General features: G+C 52.5%; 16 protein-coding genes. 9 read left to right on the top strand and 7 right to left on the bottom strand.

Annotated features, from left to right (window positions below; translation table 11 throughout):
- Window positions 1-5 precede the first annotated feature (5 nt).
- Both murJ and ACGHTT_RS02835 read right to left on the bottom strand, forming a co-directional pair.
- A complete protein-coding gene (gene murJ, locus ACGHTT_RS02840; RefSeq protein ID WP_390594974.1) occupies window positions 6-1,517 on the bottom strand; it encodes a murein biosynthesis integral membrane protein MurJ in 1,512 nt (503 codons plus the stop codon).
- Between the two features lie 380 nt (window positions 1,518-1,897).
- Window positions 1,898-3,112, bottom strand: coding sequence for an HD-GYP domain-containing protein (locus ACGHTT_RS02835; RefSeq protein WP_390593368.1), 1,215 nt, complete (start codon window positions 3,110-3,112; stop codon window positions 1,898-1,900).
- A gap of 173 nt (window positions 3,113-3,285) precedes the next feature.
- On the opposite strand from ACGHTT_RS02835, the gene rpsT reads away from it, so the two are divergent.
- On the top strand, window positions 3,286-3,552 hold the full coding sequence (gene rpsT, locus ACGHTT_RS02830) for a 30S ribosomal protein S20 (RefSeq protein WP_290260825.1): 267 nt from the start codon (window positions 3,286-3,288) through the stop codon (window positions 3,550-3,552).
- 170 nt (window positions 3,553-3,722) lie between these two features.
- Here rpsT and proB read toward each other — a convergent pair whose 3' ends face one another.
- The 4 genes from proB to rplU all read right to left on the bottom strand — a co-directional run bounded on the left by proB (window position 3,723) and on the right by rplU (window position 6,857).
- Window positions 3,723-4,859, bottom strand: a complete 1,137-nt coding sequence (gene proB / locus ACGHTT_RS02825; RefSeq protein ID WP_390593367.1) for a glutamate 5-kinase — start codon at window positions 4,857-4,859, stop codon at window positions 3,723-3,725.
- A gap of 64 nt (window positions 4,860-4,923) precedes the next feature.
- Window positions 4,924-6,138, bottom strand: coding sequence for an Obg family GTPase CgtA (gene cgtA / locus ACGHTT_RS02820; protein ID WP_390593366.1), 1,215 nt, complete (start codon window positions 6,136-6,138; stop codon window positions 4,924-4,926).
- A 128-nt stretch (window positions 6,139-6,266) separates the two neighbouring features.
- Window positions 6,267-6,527 (bottom strand): 50S ribosomal protein L27, encoded by a 261-nt coding sequence (gene rpmA, locus ACGHTT_RS02815; RefSeq protein ID WP_290260822.1) that lies wholly within the window; start codon window positions 6,525-6,527, stop codon window positions 6,267-6,269.
- An 18-nt stretch (window positions 6,528-6,545) separates the two neighbouring features.
- Complete coding sequence (gene rplU / locus ACGHTT_RS02810) at window positions 6,546-6,857, bottom strand: 50S ribosomal protein L21 (protein WP_290260821.1); 312 nt, start codon at window positions 6,855-6,857, stop codon at window positions 6,546-6,548.
- A 221-nt stretch (window positions 6,858-7,078) separates the two neighbouring features.
- Between rplU and ACGHTT_RS02805 the strand changes: the two genes are divergently transcribed.
- From ACGHTT_RS02805 to fabB, 3 genes are all read left to right on the top strand, one after another.
- Window positions 7,079-8,041: a polyprenyl synthetase family protein gene (locus ACGHTT_RS02805; protein ID WP_390593364.1), complete on the top strand. Its 963-nt coding sequence runs from the start codon at window positions 7,079-7,081 to the stop codon at window positions 8,039-8,041.
- 104 nt (window positions 8,042-8,145) lie between these two features.
- Window positions 8,146-8,670: a 3-hydroxyacyl-[acyl-carrier-protein] dehydratase FabA gene (gene fabA / locus ACGHTT_RS02800; protein ID WP_390593363.1), complete on the top strand. Its 525-nt coding sequence runs from the start codon at window positions 8,146-8,148 to the stop codon at window positions 8,668-8,670.
- Window positions 8,671-8,789: 119 nt separating this feature from the next.
- A complete protein-coding gene (gene fabB, locus ACGHTT_RS02795; protein WP_390593361.1) occupies window positions 8,790-10,001 on the top strand; it encodes a beta-ketoacyl-ACP synthase I in 1,212 nt (403 codons plus the stop codon).
- An 81-nt stretch (window positions 10,002-10,082) separates the two neighbouring features.
- On the opposite strand, the gene ACGHTT_RS02790 is transcribed toward fabB, so the two are convergent.
- Entirely contained in the window at window positions 10,083-10,970 is an 888-nt protein-coding gene (locus ACGHTT_RS02790) for a sugar nucleotide-binding protein (protein WP_390593360.1), read from the bottom strand.
- Window positions 10,971-11,277: 307 nt separating this feature from the next.
- On the opposite strand from ACGHTT_RS02790, the gene prsK reads away from it, so the two are divergent.
- The 5 genes from prsK to xrt all read left to right on the top strand — a co-directional run bounded on the left by prsK (window position 11,278) and on the right by xrt (window position 17,862).
- Complete coding sequence (prsK, locus tag ACGHTT_RS02785) at window positions 11,278-13,335, top strand: XrtA/PEP-CTERM system histidine kinase PrsK (RefSeq protein ID WP_390593358.1); 2,058 nt, start codon at window positions 11,278-11,280, stop codon at window positions 13,333-13,335.
- Between the two features lie 15 nt (window positions 13,336-13,350).
- Window positions 13,351-14,712 (top strand): PEP-CTERM-box response regulator transcription factor, encoded by a 1,362-nt coding sequence (gene prsR / locus ACGHTT_RS02780; RefSeq protein ID WP_390593356.1) that lies wholly within the window; start codon window positions 13,351-13,353, stop codon window positions 14,710-14,712.
- Window positions 14,713-14,872: 160 nt separating this feature from the next.
- Window positions 14,873-15,301 (top strand): fibronectin type III domain-containing protein, encoded by a 429-nt coding sequence (locus ACGHTT_RS02775; protein ID WP_390593355.1) that lies wholly within the window; start codon window positions 14,873-14,875, stop codon window positions 15,299-15,301.
- 206 nt (window positions 15,302-15,507) lie between these two features.
- A complete protein-coding gene (locus tag ACGHTT_RS02770; protein WP_390593353.1) occupies window positions 15,508-16,257 on the top strand; it encodes a PEP-CTERM sorting domain-containing protein in 750 nt (249 codons plus the stop codon).
- 141 nt (window positions 16,258-16,398) lie between these two features.
- Window positions 16,399-17,862 (top strand): exosortase, encoded by a 1,464-nt coding sequence (gene xrt / locus ACGHTT_RS02765; protein WP_390593351.1) that lies wholly within the window; start codon window positions 16,399-16,401, stop codon window positions 17,860-17,862.
- Window position 17,863 lies beyond the last annotated feature (1 nt).

The raw sequence follows: 17,863 nt of genomic DNA, 5'->3' as shown, positions 1-17,863 counted from the left end.
AATCCTCAGTGATTCTTTAAATGTCTCATTCTCAAACCTGCAAGCGTCAACACCGCGATATACGCGAAAAGCCCCGCACAGCAAATCAAGGTTAAATTCAGCGCCCGCATCAACCAGGGCAATTCAGCCCAAGACGGCGCCATGGCCAAGCCCGTTAACAACACCGCTGCCATCGCCATATTCGCCAACAACATGCGCCCGCCGTGCTTGAGCCACTCGCCATCTAGAGTAAGTACTTGCTTCGAACGCAAGCCTTTGAATAAAAGCCATGCATTCAACAGCGCCGACACGGAGGTCGCTAATGCTAGCCCCACATGGCCTAAATTACAGTAATGATAAAGTGGCACCACAAATAACAAATTCAACACCATATTGGCCACCATCGCGATAATACCGATGCGAACGGGCGTCTTCATGTCTTGGCGTGCGTAAAACCCCGGCGCCAAGACCTTGATTAACATAAACGCCGTCAAGCCGGCGGCATAGGCCTGCAAGCTCGCTGTCGACATAGCAATATCTTGGGCGGTGGTTTTACCGTACATGAACAATGTGGTGAGAATAGGGTTTGCCAAGAGCAACAGCGCCAGCGTCGACGGCAAGGCAATTAGCAGCACCATCCGTAGCGACCAATTCAGGGTGGCGGAAAACTTTTCGGTATTTACCCCAGTATGCTGGCGGGACAAGCTCGGCAAAATCACAGTGGCAATAGCGACCCCAAACACCCCAAGCGGCAACTCGGCTAGGCGATCGGAATAATACAGCCAAGACACAGATCCCGTGGGCAGGAAGGACGCCAACACCGTATCAAGCAACAGGTTGATCTGGCTTACCGACACACCAAACAGCGCCGGCACCATCAACGTAAGCACGCGTTTTACGCCTGGGTGCCTAAAATTTAGGCTCGGCACCGGCAGCAAATGCATACGCACCAAGAAAGGTAGCTGGAACATCAGTTGGACACAGCCGGCAACAAACACCCCCCAAGCCAAGGCCATCACTGGCACAGCGAACCAATCTGACGCCACCAACGCCGCGAAGATTAAGGTGATATTTAAAAATACCGGGGTAATCGCCGGAATCGCAAACCGGTCATAGCTATTTAAAATCGCGCCGGCGAAGCCTGTGAGGGAAATTAACATCAGATAAGGAAAGGTGATGCGAATCATATCGCTCACCAAGGCAAACTTCACCGCGTCACCGGCGAAGCCTGGCGCAAACAACCACGCCACCACTGGCGACGCGACGCAAGCGAGCACCGTCAGTACGAACAAGGCTGAGCCTAGGCAGCCCGCTACAGCGTTGACCAGCTCCTTCACCGCCGCATGGCTGCCATTCGACCGGTATTCTGAGAGCACCGGCACAAAGGCTTGGGCAAAGGCCCCCTCGGCAAACAAGCGGCGCAGGAAATTTGGAATTTTAAACGCGACAAAGAAGGCGTCTGCACCTGCTTCCGAACCGATAAAGCGCGCAAAGACGATATCGCGCACCAAACCCAAAATACGCGACATAAACGTCATCGAAGACACGACACTGCTAGCTCTCAGCAAGCCGTGCTGAGCTTTGGGGCCGACCGGAGGTTTGAGGGGGGCGTCACTCACAAAACATGTCTACGTTAATTTAAAGGCAGCGAGTTTACCGGTTTATTGGCAGCGACAATACACAAGCGTAGAAACGGAAGCAGCCCACACCCCAGAAAACCTTGCTATGAACGCATTAACTCAAGAAAAACAGCCACCTCGGGTGTCAGCGGCAAAGAGACCTCACCAGCAAGATTTTATTATTCATGCGACGAAAGTAGCCAAAATCGAGTAGAAACCATTAGCAAACACTAACTAACGACACAGGCTAAGTCGCAGCAGGCACTAACCCCTCTGCCTTACCCTGTCAGCGCGCAGCACTATTCAACCTGCCACAACTCATCGAGATCCTTAAAGGCCCACTTATCCGTAGGCTCGCGGCCCACAATTTTCTCATCCACCTTACTCGAAGCCAAATCGAGCAAGATAGGGGCAATACGGGTGTTGTTTGCCACGCTAAAGAACACTTTCACCTTGGGCTTCAATAGCGCGCCTGGACTCTGCTCCACGACAATCGCCAGACGATTAGACTGCAGGCGAACCAAAGAGCCAACGGGGTAAATACCCAGGCTTTTAACAAAACCCTGAAAAACCGTTTCATCGAAGTGCCCCTTACTCCACTCAGCCATCTTTTTTATCGACTCGGCTGGGTCCCAGCCTTTTTTATAGGGCCTATTAGAGGTGATGGCATCGTAGACATCGCACACGGCCGTCATCTTAGCGATCAAACTGATATCGACGTCGCGCAACTTGTGCGGATAGCCGCTACCGTCCGTCTTTTCGTGATGATGCAAACAGGCATCCATAACCTCTTCGCCGGCATTACCGGCTTCCACCAATAATTCATATCCCTTCATAGGATGCTGCTTGACGATATCAAACTCTTCATCTGTGAGCTTGCCCGCCTTATTGAGAATCGACATGGGTATCAGCGCTTTGCCCATATCGTGCAGCAGACCTGCTAAACCAGCCTCTTTGACTTGAGCCTCGGACAAGGCAAGCTCTCGCGCCAAGGCGATCATCAGCGCACACACCGCAACTGAGTGCATATAGGTGTATTCATCTGCGGTTTTCAATCGCGCCAGACTAATTAGAGCACTGGGGTTGCGGCTGACTGAGGTCGAAATCTCCTCTACCATCGCCTTACAGTGCTCCGCGTCCACCGCCTTACCCATACGCGCCTCAGAAAACATCTGCTCTACAGCAGTGCGCGCCCTATCACAAATCTGAGCGGCGCGGGCCAACTCCTCGCTCATTGAAACCCGCTGTGGCTTAGCCTTAGCTGCAGATGCCGCCATTTGCTCCAAATTTGGCTCTTCGACCGCCGGCAGTGCGCGCTCCTCTGCGTCAGACAAACCCAAGCCTTTAGCGGGATCGATCCACAGCTCCGTGATTGAGCTTTGTAAAATGCGCGCAAGGTCGTCATCCGAGGCAAGCACGAAGCGGCTGCGCCAAAAGGGGTGCTCCATCCAAGAGCCACAAAACTCCTCGATAAACATCCCTTTCTGCAACATTTGCTTAGGGATCTTCTGCATACCAGGCTTGCCCATCAACAACTACCGCCCATCTAATTAATATTGCCCACCCAACTAAGCCTAGTGCCGGGCTGATCAAAATGCCAAAGGCCAAATCAATGTTGACATCGTTTTGAAAATGCGCATAATGTCGCGTCCTAGATTTGTACCAAGTTATTCACAGGAGCAATACGGTGGCTAATTCACCCCAAGCTAAAAAACGTGCTCGTCAGAACGAGAAGGCTCGTAAGCACAACGCCAGCCTGCGCTCCATGACGCGCACATATTTGAAAAAAGTGCTCTCAGCGATCAAAGCTGGTGATCACGCTGCAGCTACCACGGCTTTTGCCGCAGCTGTACCTGTTCTTGACCGCATTGCGGACAAGGGCATCATTCACAAAAACAAAGCAGCTCGTCATAAGAGCCGCTTGAACGCCCAAATCAAAGCACTCGCTGCTTAATTTGACCGTTTTTGTGATGATCTAAAAAAACCGGCTCACGCCGGTTTTTTTATGTCCGCTCAGGGGGCAGCCACCCGCCTAACAGCTAAGCGTGTGCCGCCTTATCTTCGGCAATAAAAAAGCCCCCGAATTCGGAGGCTTTTTCGAACAAACGACAGGCTCATTAAGCGTTAAATCAGACTTAACACCAGGTTATCGCGGTGAATAAGCTCCACCTGATCCACATAGCCCAGCACACCCTCAATCTCATCGCTAGGTAAACCTGCGATCCGACGGGAGTCGAGGGCACTGTAATTCGACAGTCCACGGGCCACTTCGTTACCCTCTGAATCCAAACACAGAACCATATCACCCCGGTTAAACGTACCGAACACACCTGTGACCCCCACGGGCAGCAAACTGGAGCCCTGAGTGCGCAGACTATGGGCCGCACCGTCATCAATAATGTACTCACCACAGGTCTGCAAATGCCCGGCTAGCCAATTCTTACGCGCGGTCTTTGGCTCCTCATCGGCCAACAAAAGGGTACCCAATTCCTCGCCCTTCGATAACCGATCAATGACATTATCGATGCGGCCACCAACAATAACCGTATGCGTGCCCGAGCGCGCCGCCAACCTTGCTGCTCGCACCTTCGTCACCATACCACCGCGACCGAGAGCACCGCCCTCACCAGCCATAGCATCTAAACGCTCGTCTGACGCAGGTAGACGATCAAGCATTTTCGCATTCGGGTTTGAACGCGGATCCGCATCGAACATGCCGTCCTGATCGGTGAGCAAAATTAATACATCAGCTTCGACTAAGTTGGCCACCAAGGCGCCCAAGGTATCGTTATCACCGAAGCGAATCTCCTCGGTGACCACCGTGTCATTTTCGTTCACAACAGGCACCACACCCAATTCAATCAGAGTGTTGATGGTAGAGCGGGCGTTGAGATAGCGCTCGCGCGAAGCAAGATCGTCGTGCACCAATAAAATTTGCGCAGTCTGAAGGTCGTACTTAAGAAATTCTTTTTCGTAATTGTGCACAAGGGTCATCTGCCCCACAGCTGCTGCCGCCTGCAATTTATGCATCTCATGGGGCCGCGCAGTCCAACCTAAGCGCCGCATACCGGCGGCAACCGCACCGGAAGATACCAATACAAGCTCAATACCCTGCGCTCGTAAACGGCCCATCTGCTCAACCCATCCCGCAATAGCCGGTCTATCCAAACCCTGGCCATTATTGGTCAACAGCGAGCTGCCAATTTTCACAACCCAGCGTTGCTTATTGACGATTTCAGTACGTTTACCACCGGTATCCATGAAACTCCTGTCCTTCGTGTTGGTAAATTAACATTGTGTTTTTGTCGTACGAAGCCGCCTCAGACTAAGGCTCGTAGACAAACTCGACGTCGTAGTCGTCCTCATTCCAATCATCGTCATCGCCACCATCTTCACCCGCCGCTTTGCGCTCGGCCTTGCGCGCATGATAGCGTTCGCGCAGCTCAGCAATGCGCTCGCGCGCCTCGCGCTGCATTTGCTCTTGCGCTTGAAGCTCAGCCTCTGCCTTATCAGGATCTTCCTCTTCAGCCTCCCAAACAGCTTCCAGGTGATCCATCAAGCGACCCGCTAACTCGTCGGTACCCTGCTGATTAATACCCGCAATTTTAAACACCGGGCCCTGCCAATCCATCGCTTCAATGAGCGCATCGCAGCGCGTATTGAACTCAGCCTCCGGCAACAAATCGGCTTTGTTTAACACTAACCAACGCTCGCGCTCGGCCAAAGTTGGGCTAAAAGCATCCAACTCTTTGGCGATAGCCAGCGCATTTTCAGTCGGATCAGATTCGTCAAACGGCGCCATGTCCACAAGGTGCAGCAGCACGCGGCAGCGGGTTAAATGCTTCAAGAACCGAATACCCAAGCCGGCACCCTCTGAGGCACCTTCAATCAGGCCAGGCAAATCCGCCACCACAAAACTGCGGTGCGCTTGCACTTTAACCACACCCAAGTTGGGCACCAAGGTGGTAAACGGATAGTTCGCCACCTTCGGCTTAGCCGAGCTAACGGCGCGAATAAAGGTCGATTTGCCGGCGTTGGGCAAGCCAAGCAAACCGACATCAGCCAACACCTTCAACTCGAGCTTCAAGGTGCGCTGCTGCCCCTCGCTACCGTGCGTGGTCTTGCGCGGCGCGCGATTGGTGGAACTCTTAAAGCGCAAGTTGCCCAAACCATGCCAGCCACCGTGCGCCACCATCAACTGCTCACCAGCAGCCTTGATGTCGCCCAGAATTTCGTTGGTTTCAGCATCGATAATCGTGGTACCTACCGGCACCTTTAAAATCACGTCCTCGCCTTTGGCGCCCGTGCACTGCGCCGGACGACCCTTCTCGCCATCGGCGGCGCGATATTTCGGCTGGTAGCGATAATCGATTAGCGTGTTGAGGCTGGCATCGCCTTCCAAATACACACTGCCGCCATCGCCACCGTCGCCACCGTCCGGGCCACCGTTTTCGACAAATTTTTCACGGCGAAAGCTCAGACAGCCGTTACCACCTTTACCGGCGGCTACAAAAATGGGCGCCTCATCAACAAACTTCACACGTTACTCCTGCCGCAATGGGCGGTATTTGCCAGCACACAGCTGAAAAATTACATAAAGACTAAAACGCAAAAAGCCCCATCGCGGACGACAGGGCTTTCCGTAAAACCAAGAGCTATACGCCGAAATTAGGCAGCAGGAATAATGCTGACGAATTTACGGTTGTTAGCGCCTTTTACTTCAAACTTCACTTCACCGGTAGCCTTGGCGAACAAGGTGTGATCCTTGCCAACACCAACGTTCTCACCTGCGTGGAAACGCGTTCCGCGCTGACGAACCAAGATGTTACCTGCTAATACTACCTGACCGCCAAAGCGCTTTACGCCAAGACGTTTACTTTCGGAATCGCGACCGTTACGGGTACTACCGCCAGCTTTTTTGTGAGCCATGAGTCAATACTCCTTTAATTAAGCTTTGATGCTAGTGATTTTAACTTCGGTGAACCACTGACGATGACCTTGACGCTTCATCGAGTGCTTACGACGACGGAACTTAACAATTTTTACCTTGTCAGCGCGGCCGTGGCTTACAACTTCTGCGGTAACCAGTGCGCCTTTAACAACAGGCTCACCCAAAGAAACTTTGTCGCCATTGGCAACCAATAGCACTTTATCGAACTCGATCTTGCCGCCGGTGGCAACTTCGATCTTTTCTAGCTTAAGGGTTTCACCCTCGATCACACGGTGCTGCTTACCACCGCTTTCAAATACTGCGTACATATTTCCGCTCCAATTCACAAAACTGGACGACACGAAGTAGCGCACCTACTGTCAGGCTTGCATTTTATCAACTTGCGTCGTGTGCAATTTCAGGGTGCGCGATTCTACTTCATCGACCAGCTAACCGCAACCTCCTTAAGTCATACTTATTCACTAACCTTGACACCCCCACTCACCCTGCCTAGCATGCCAACCGCCCAGGCCTGCAGAGTGAAACTTCTATGTTGTCTTTCCACAAAGCCGTTGCCGCTGATTTCGAGCAGGTCAACCAACTGATTATCAAGCAACTGCACTCAGATGTAGGGCTGGTGGAGAATATTGGCCACTACTTAGTAGAAGCAGGCGGTAAGCGCTTGCGCCCTCTGCTGGTGCTGCTATGTGCCAACGCGCTCGACTATAAAAAGGACGCACGCCTTGATCTGGCTGCCATTATCGAATTTATCCACACAGCCACGTTGCTACACGACGATGTGGTCGATGTGTCGGCGCTGCGCCGCGGACGCCCCACTGCTAATGCGCAATGGGGCAACGCGCCCTCGGTACTGGTGGGCGACTTTCTCTACTCCCGCGCCTTTCAGATGATGGTGGGTATCGGCAGCATGGATATCATGAATATTCTCGCCAACACCACCAACATCATCTCCGAAGGCGAAGTGCAACAGCTAGTCAACGCCAAAAACCCCGACATTAGCGAAGCCGATTACTACACCGTTATTCACAAGAAGACCGCCGCACTATTTGAGGCCGCCTGTGAAGCAGCGGCGGTTCTTGCGGGTGCACCGAAAACCATGCAAGAGCAACTCAGGGCCTATGGTTACCACTTAGGTCTTGCCTTCCAGCTAGTTGACGACGCCCTAGATTACGAAGGCGACGCCGCCACATTGGGTAAGAATGTGGGCGATGACTTGGCCGAAGGCAAACCCACACTACCCCTGTTGCGCGCGATAGAAAAAGGCGACGCCAACCAGCAGCAACTGATAAAAAAAGCCATTCGCGATGGCGATGCCAGCCTACTCAGCGCCGTGGTTGAGGTCGTTCACGCCACTGGCGGCTCAGCCTACACCCTTGAGGCGGCCAAGTACCAAGCGCAAGAAGCCATCGCCAAACTGGCCGTTTTGCCTGAGTCCAACTACAAACAGGCCTTGGTCGATCTGGCCAATTTCAGCGTAGCGCGCGACCATTGACCCGCTGTTTGGCCTAAGATCTAGGCTAGACAACCACTCCTCAGCCGGTAGAATGGCGGGCTTTGTAGACTGGGCTTTGGCCCCACCACGATGAAAGGCGATATATGATCCCTGCTGACAGAAAGAATGCCTACACACGCGACGATTTACTCGAGTGTGGCCATGGCCGCATGTTTGGCCCGGGCAACGCCCAACTTCCTATCCCCAACATGCTCATGCTCGACCGCATCGTGCATATCTCTGCGGAAGGCGGTGAATTTGGCAAAGGTGAAATTGTCGCCGAGCTCGATATCAACCCAGACCTTTGGTTTTTCGACTGCCACTTCCCTGGCGACCCAGTGATGCCAGGCTGCTTAGGTTTAGATGCCATGTGGCAGTTAGTTGGCTTTTTCCTGGCATGGAAAGGCAATCCAGGTCGCGGTCGCGCACTGGGTTCAGGTGAAGTGAAGTTTACCGGCCAGATTTTGCCAACAGCGAAGAAGGTCACCTACCACATCAACTTGAAGCGCGTGATCGAGCGCAAACTCATCATGGGTATCGCCGATGGCCGCGTATCCGTTGACGGCAAAGACATCTATTTCGCCAAAGATTTGCGCGTCGGCTTATTTGGCAACACAGACGCCTTCTAATAACATTCAATTGCATTGGCAATCCAAAAGCAGCTATCGCACTCTTGTGCGATAATTGCTAGATCGAGCGCTCGCACCTTTCGACGGCGCTCGACCTAACTTCACTTCAGAGGTCACTTATGAAACGCGTAGTAGTTACCGGCTTAGGCATCACTTCCTGCATCGGAACTGACAAAGCATCCGTTGTCGAGGCTCTGCGCGAAGGCCGCTCAGGCATTCGCTTCAAGCAAGAATATGCGGACATGGGCTTTCGCAGCCAAGTGGCTGGCGTTGTAGATATCGACCTGAAAGAACACATAGATCGCAAGACCTTGCGCTTCATGGGCGATGCCGCCGGCTACTCTTACGTAGCGATGAAGCAGGCGATCGAAGACGCCAAACTGACCGAAGAGCAAGTCTCCAACGAGCGCACCGGCCTCATCATGGGCTCCGGCGGCGCCTCATCTGCTAACTTGGTGGAATCTGCCGACATAGCGCGGGAAAAAGGCATTAAACGCGTCGGCCCTTACCGCGTCACCCAAACCATGGGCTCGACGGTTTCGGCTTGCTTGGCCACGCCGTTTAAAATCAAAGGCTACAACTACTCCATCTCCTCTGCCTGCGCCACCAGCGCCCACTGCATTGGCAATGCCATGGAGTTGATCCAAATGGGCAAGCAAGACATCGTCTTTGCCGGCGGCGGCGAAGAAGAGCACTGGACCCTAACAGCACTGTTCGACGCTATGGGCGCACTCTCCACCAAATACAATGAAACCCCACAGCAAGCGTCACGCGCCTACGACGCCGAGCGCGATGGCTTCGTCATTGCCGGCGGCGGTGGCTGTTTGGTCTTAGAAGAATACGAGCACGCGAAAGCGCGCGGCGCGAAAATTTACGCAGAACTGGTAGGCTACGGTGCCACGTCAGACGGCTACGACATGGTTGCCCCCTCGGGCGAGGGCGCACAGCGCTGCATGAAAATGGCCATGTCCACGGTTAACGGCGACATCGACTACATCAACTCACACGGCACGTCCACACCGGTAGGTGACATGGCCGAGCTAGGTGCAATTCAAGCCGTATTTGGCGAAAAATCGCCCGCCATCAGCTCAACTAAATCACTCACGGGTCACTCACTAGGTGCCACCGGCGTACAAGAGGCAATTTACTGCTTGCTGATGATGGAAAACAAATTTCTGTGTGCCAGCGCGAACATCACCGCGATAGATGAAGCGGCCAAAGGCTTAAACATTTTGACCGAGCGTAAAGAAGTGGCGATTAAGCGCGCCATGTCGAATAGCTTTGGCTTCGGTGGCACCAACGCCTGCTTGGTGTTTGAAAAGCTAGACTAATAATCCGCACTCGCGGCATAAAAAAACCCGCATTAGCGGGTTTTTTTATGCTCAAGCAGCCACAGCAGCTCAGGTATACACTTAATCATTTTCCACCAGCGTAGCGTCAGCCTCCGCTAATAGACTGCGCTGCTCTAACCAGCGTCGAACCGCTGGGCGCAAACCTTGGCGCCAGCTCCTAGGCTGCAAACCAAAACAATCGCGCAGGCGTCGCACCTCTAAAACAGCACTATTATCCGTTTCTGTTTCAATATCCTCCAGCCGTAAAAGCCGGCCCGTTTCTGCTTGCACCATATCCTGAACTTTATGGGCAAAAACGGATTCAGAACACACATCACTACTGCCGAAATGCATCACACCCCAGTTATTAGCCCCGTAAATAATTTGCTGCGTAACCGCGTAAACCGCGCGCACCACATCATTAACCATCACCGGCGTGCCACGCCAATGCTCGCTAATAACCGTAGAGCGGCCAGCGTCAAAGTCGGCCAGCAAACGCGCCAACAAACTACCGCCTTCAGTAGAAAGCACCCAGCTAGAACGCAACACGAGAGAAGATTCTAGCGCTCCCAAAATGGCCGACTCGGCTTGCGCAAACGCTTTCGATAAATCACTCGCCGCTTTCGGTACATCTACCTCTGTGTGACTGACCTTGCCTTCTCCGTGAAAAACCCGATAACTCGACAAGTGTAATACCGAGACCGAAGACCCCGCCAAGCAGCGCCCCAAACACTCGGCGCCATCGGCCAACAAGTCGGGCTTAATCGCCGCGCCCTCGCCCCAACCGGTGGTGTTTAGTACCAGATGTGGTTTTATCTCAGCTAGGTATTCGCGCACCTGCGACTCATCCCGCCAGCTGAGCTCAGCAGGATGCTCGGCAACAAATCGAAAGATGGTGGACTCAAACTTATTTCTCAGGCCAATACCTAAAGGGGAGGAAGTGTCCGTTAGCAGAATATTTATGGCCATAGTTTAAGAGAAGAAAAGCTACCGATAAAAAGTGAAGGTATGGATACTCTACTCGCCCAAAGCCCACTTGACGAGACTCCTGTCACCAATTGGGAAGATTAGCCGCCACATCCCCCAATCCAGTGCCCGATTTGACTATAGTTCGGCCCGGCGGCATTTGTACAAATACGCAGACCCGTTAGACTAGAGCCTGTTGCCGAGTAGGTAAAATTTGCTTCCTTTCACGAGCGGTACAATTTAGCGCTCGTGGCACCAAACGAATAACCAGTAACAAACCCTAGCCCTTGCTTCACGGACGACAAATATAATGGAGTTTTCACAGGTATCGCTCACGGCCTTTCTATGTGCCGCCATCCTAGCTTGGGTACTCGCGGGGGTACTGTTTGCCGGCCGACGCAAAAACCCCCAGCTATTTGGCTTTGCCGGTGCGGCCGTCATCCACGGCGTCAACTTAGTCGCCATAGCCCTCACCTTCAGTAACTTCGCGCTTTCACCCTACTATATTTTAGTCATTGAATGCCTGCACTTTGCCGCCTGGACACTCGCCTTACGGCACATGCTCACGCGCACCAATCGGCATAAATTGCCCACAAGCCTAAACATACTGTTTGCCATTAGCTGGCCTGCCACGGGGCTGGTGCTGCTCGCGGCCATTAATGAATTCGAACCGCTCTACCACGTCTCAACCTGGGTGGCCCTACTGCTCTCGGTTGCCTGCTTGGTATGTGTCGAGCAAGCCTATCGCTATGCCACCGAAAACAATCGCCAAAATAAACTCATTACCATCAGCCTTGGCGCGCTGTTTCTTTACGATGTGTACCTCTATAGTCACGCCATCATTTTCCAAGAGTACGACCCGCTGCTCTGGCAGTCGCGCGCGGCCGTGTCCATCGGCGTGTGTTTATTTATTGCACTCGGCAGCCAGGTATTGGGCCAGCAGGGCCCGCTGCCAGCCAACCTCGTGTTATCGCGCCCCATCGCCTTTTACACCACCTCACTGGTCGCCGTTGGTAGCTTGTTTATGGTGCTCTCACTGGGCGGCTATTATGTGCGAATTTACGGTGGCAACTGGGGCTCGGTGGTCTATAGCTTGGTGCTCATTGCCGCCACGCTGATGATTGTCACGCTGATGATGAGCTCGCGTTTACGGGCCCGCCTATCTGTACAAATCAACAAACACTTATTCCGCCACAAATACGATTACCGCAGCGAGTGGCTAAGGCTGATCAATTTCTTAGCCCTGCCGGCCAATGAGGAAGAGGCCAACGAACGGGCTTTTCTCGCCGCCGCATCTATTACCAAAGCCTTGGGCGGTGCGCTTTGGATACGTAAATCAGATCAATTTGTGCCGGTATTCCAACTCTCCATCAACAGCCAACTGCACCTCGCAAAAGAGCCTGCTAATAGCCCCTTCTGCAAAAATATGCTGGAAGCAGAATGGATTTACTTTCCCGCGGCAAAAGATAACCAAACCCTTAGCCAGCACAATGAACTACTGCCACTTTGGGCGGAAAACATTCACGAACTCTGGCTTATCTTTCCGCTTATTGCCGGTAAAGAGTTGATCGGCTTTATGGCCTTAAGCGAACCGCAAACGAGCAGCTTATTAACTTGGGAAGACTTAGACCTACTTAAAACCACCGGCCGACAGCTGGCCAGCTACCTGAAACTGCACCAGCAATCTGAGCAGTTAGCGGAGAACCGTCAATTCGACACCTACAATAAGCTAGTGGCCTTTATTATTCACGACCTCAATAACTTAATCGCCCAGCAGGCACTGGTGGTAAAAAACGCCGAAAAGCATAAGCACAACCCCGCCTTTTTCGACGACGCCATCAGCACTATCGACAGTTCGGTAGAGCGTATGCGCAACCTGTTGAAAAAACTAAAGCGCGGTAAAAACGAATTAATCGAAGAAATTAAAATCACCGATGCCGTGCGCCAAGCGATCGAAGAATGTCGCTCAGGCAAGCAACAACTCACCAGCAAACTGGATAAAACCACCCACACCATTCACGCCGATGAAGTGCGCTTGGTGATGACCATCAGCCACTTCATCAAAAACGCGCTCGATGCAACCGACGAAGATGGCGGTGTGCATGTTACACTGAGCGTCGATAACAACACCGCCTGCATCACCATTCAGGATACTGGCTGTGGTATGGATTGGGACTTCATCAACAACCGCCTGTTCAAACCCTTCGACACCACCAAGTCGGGCAAGGGCATGGGCATTGGTGCATACCTATCCCGCGAGTACATAAAAGAGCTAGACGGAACGCTAGATGTATTTTCAGAAGTCGGTAAGGGCACAAAAGTGACATTCACCCTGCCCGTTTTAGAACCAACACCTTTTGCAAGCTAGGGAAGCAAAGCCAAGATGAATAAACCCGAAGACAAACCCATATTGCTCATCGTCGAAGATGACCGCGGCCTGCAAAATCAACTGCGCTGGCATTTCGACCAATATGAAACCATCTTCGCTGAGACCCGAGACGACGCCAGCACTGCGGTCAGAAAACACGAGCCAGCCGTGATCATCCAAGACCTCGGTTTACCACCCGATCCAGATGGCACCGCAGAAGGCTTTAAGTGCGTAAAAGACATTTTACGCATCTCGCCCACCACAAAAATTATTGTCATGACCGGTAAAACCGATCAAGAGCACGCCATCGCCGCCATCGGCATGGGCGCCTACGACTACTATCAAAAACCGGTCGACCCAGACTCACTAGACCTCATCGTCCAGCGCGCGTTTCACATCCACCATTTAGAACAAGAAAATAGGCGCCTGCAAACTCAGCGCCAACAGCCACTAGAAGGCTTGCTCACTAACGACCCGGCCATGCTGAAAATTTGCCGCACACTAGAAAAAATTGCGCCGGCCAACGTCACCTGCTGCCTGCTGGGCGAAAGCGGCACCGGCAAAGAAGTCATGGCGCGCGCCATTCATCAACTGAGTCCGCGCAATGAGCAACGCTTCGTCGCCATCAACTGTGCCGCAGTGCCCGAAAATTTGATTGAAAGCGAGTTATTTGGCTACGAAAAAGGCGCCTTCACCGGCGCAGCCAAACAAACCCTCGGCAAGATTGAAACAGCCAACAGCGGCACCTTATTTCTCGATGAAATTGGCGATATGCCACTCAACCTACAAGCCAAATTACTGCGCTTTTTACAAGAGCGGGTCATTGAGCGCGTAGGCGGTCGAGCCGAAATTAGCGTCGATGTACGGGTGATTTGCGCCACCAATAAAAATCTAAAAGATATGGTTGCCGCCGGCAGCTTTAGAGAAGACCTCTATTACCGCATCAGTGAAATCACTATCGATATACCGCCGCTACGCCAGCGCGATGGCGATAAGGTCTTATTGGCGCGCCACTTCAAACGTCAATTTGCCAAAGAGCACGAACAGGTCATCACCGACTTCACCACAGACGCCATAGCCGCCATTGAAGCTTACGAATGGCCGGGTAACGTGCGCGAAATGGAAAATAAAATAAAACGCGCTGTGATCATGGCCGACAGTAAAATGATCAATTGCGATGACCTTGGCCTTTGCCAAGAAGTTGAGCTGAGTTTGAATTTACGCCAAGTCCGCAACGACGCAGAAAAGGGCGCCATCACCCGCGCACTGTGCATGACCGACAACAATATCTCCACCGCGGCAAAACTGTTAGGCATCACTCGCCCTACGTTTTACGATTTAATAAAAAAGCATGACATCACCGTTATCTCTGGCTAAGCCACATTAATTAAATGCGTAACCAGATCTTGTCGAAAAAGCTTACAGCCTATTGAGGCCTGTCACATTTTGCCGCTTTGGCGCCTAAATCCATTGCCAAAGTAACCCATGACAGGCACATTCCCATTCGACATAACGATGTACGGAAAACGGATACAAAATGCGATATAGGTACTCACTCGCAACACTACTCACCCTAGTAGCGCTCACCAGCGCCTGTGGTGGCGGTGCAAAAAATCCCTATGTACCAGGCGCCGAGCCGGTACCAACGCCCACACCTACACCGACGCCCACACCTACACCTACACCAGAACCCACAGAGGGCTGGGTGAGCGGGCAAGTACTTCTTATTTGGAAAGCCCCCACCGAAAGAGAGAATGGCGAACCAATCACGCTACCGGAAATAGGCGGCTACGAAGTGCGTTACCGAAAGCAAGGCCAAACCGACTTCACCTACATTCAATACGAAGACAACAAGACTGAATCACACACCTTTGCAAACCTCGAAGGCTTGTATGTGTTCCAAGTGGCAGCCTACGACACCAACGGCCTGTACAGTCAGTTCCTCAACTTAACACCCTACAACTAAACTAGCCCTCGCGCGCGCCAACGAACTGGCTGTCGGTTTTATTTACAAAAGCCTTCACCCAACGCCCTCCTGAACGCCACGCACCCGCGCAAATGATGCTTTAGACGACGCTGGCATACAAAGTGCTTAGGCCACTAGCAATAAATTAACACTCGGCTCGCAGCAGCAACAAACGCGGCCCGATCTATCCATAGGAAGGATAAGCCATGAAAGCATTTGCAAAACTATCACTACTGGGCTGCGCAGCATTGTTTGCAGCAACCGCCGCCAACGCCTCGGTTATCGTTAATTACAACGCCGATGCCAACGCTGGCCAAGCGCAGTTCATGTCTTACCTCAGCGGCCCAACCGTTGTCGAAAACTTTGACGGCCTTGCCAACGGTACAGCTGCTAATGGCGGCACTCACCAAAACAGCTGGATGAGTCACGCCAATAGCTACAACACCAACGTGGGCACTTTTAGTTTAATCAGCGCCGGTCAAGGGGGCAGCAACCTGTTCAACAATCACCTGATGATTGAGAGCCGCTCAACTGGCGAATACGGTCGCGAAGCACTGTCTACGTACCAGGGCGACTTGTGGTTAGATAGCAATGATGCACGCGCAGTGTCATGGCAGTTCAACAACGCGCAAACCGCCGGCATGAACGCTTTTGGCTTCTTCATCGCTGACGCTGCCGACGTAGGCGCCACGCTGACGCTATATTTCGATGACAACTCAAGCTCAGACAGCTACACCATTTCACCCTACCTCGCGAGCGGCAACTTAGGTTTCGTGTCGGTGCGTAGCAGCATGAGCATCACCGGCGCCACCTTGAGCTTCCTAAACAGCAAAGGTAACGACGGCTGGGGCATCGACGACATCATTGTTGGCAACCTGCCAGAACCAGGCTCTCTGATTCTATTAGGCTTAGGCGTTATCGGCCTCGGTGCCGCGCGCCGTCGTCAGAAAGCCTAAACTCGGGCATTTCGACCCGCACAAAAAGCCAGCTTGCTGGCTTTTTTGGTTTTTAAGCACCGCGGAGCGCGCCCATGCTCGACCTGTTTTTAAAGGACGAATTCGGGTAGAATCAGCAGTCAAATTTGCTTGGCCAATCACATGGAAGTTAACATCACAGCTCAAACGACAGCTGCGCCTGCGCTATGGAAAAAGTGGCTTCCATTGCTGCTATTGGCTCTGCTTCCCATTTTATTCAACCCGAGCTTTTCGAGCCTATTCCATAAATGGACCCAATGGTCCGAAGGCTTGTCACACGGCTTCCTGCTCATCGGCATTTTTGTATATTTAGTCTATGCCGAGCTACCGTTTGTGTATCAACGCTGCGCCAAACTGCACACCGCCAGCATTGGCCTTGGGCTGGCATTTTTCTCCCTTTGTTGGGCCCTATTTGCGTTAATTGATTTCAACTTGCTGGCCGAACTCAGCCTGCTGGCACTGTTATTTTTTGCCATCGCCTACATCTACGGCCCCAACACCGCGTGGAGCCAACGCTTTCTACTGGCTATCCCTATTTTCGCGATCACCTTATGGGACCAACTGAACGGCGGCCTGGTGAATTTATCCGGTCTGGTCGTGGGCGAACTCGTAAGAATGTTCGGCATACCCGCCGTCATCGATGGCAACAGCATTTTCATTCCCTACGGCCACATCGTCATCGCCGATGGCTGCTCCGGCTTGCGCTATTTTATTATTGCACTCGCCATGGGCTACTTGATTAGTTATCTAAATGGCTATCGAGAAAAGCAATTAGTACCGGTACTACTGATTGCCGCGTTGCTCGCTTTAGTCACTAACTGGATACGAATTTTCATCTTGATTTTGGTTGGCTTTTACACCGAAATGCAAAGCTCACTGATGAACGACCACGATTTATTTGGCTGGCTTTTATTTGCCGGCATTTGCCTTCCCGCACTCTACTTCGCCCCCGTACGTAAGCGACAAGCTGCCGCGCTAGAAGCCAACGGCCAGCCAACATCTATCCGTATTCTCATGGCCCTGTTATTACTCAGTGCCGGGCCACTGATGTACCTGATAGCACCGTCGCCAAGCTCAGAGACATCGATAGCCGTTAACTTGCCCATAAGCTTCAAGCCTGCATCAGACAACAGCGACGAACTATGGAGCCAAAACCTAGCCCAAGAAGTGCCGAGTGAATGGAATCAATATTTTACGCGCGCGCAAGCTCAGCTCACGATTACCAGTTATCGCAGAGCTAAAAAAGGCGAGAAGCTCGTGCCTTATATCGGCAGCCTATACCCGTCATCGAGCTGGAGCAAAGCGCCGATCGACAATAGTCACTTCAGGCTTGCCGACGCGACGGCCGAACTGCAGCACAAAACCAGCGGCAAAAAAGTTTTGCAAATCCAATGGTTTCAGGTCGGCGATTTTCACTCCGCCAGTTCACGAGTCACCAAATTGCTGCAAGTGCCAGCACTGCTGGCCGGTAAAGATACCTTCAGGCTCATTACCCTAACGCAGCCCTGTGATCAACGAGGCTGCACCACAGCCACCGAATCGCTTTCAACCATGGCTGCAGAAATACATGCAGCAATAAAGGAATAGA

This window comes from Simiduia litorea (assembly GCF_042853465.1).
In the GTDB taxonomy this organism is placed as follows: Bacteria; Pseudomonadota; Gammaproteobacteria; order Pseudomonadales; family Cellvibrionaceae; genus Simiduia; species Simiduia litorea.
The sequence above is the reverse complement of the archived record's forward strand: the minus strand, read 5'-3'. Positions and strand labels throughout refer to the sequence as shown.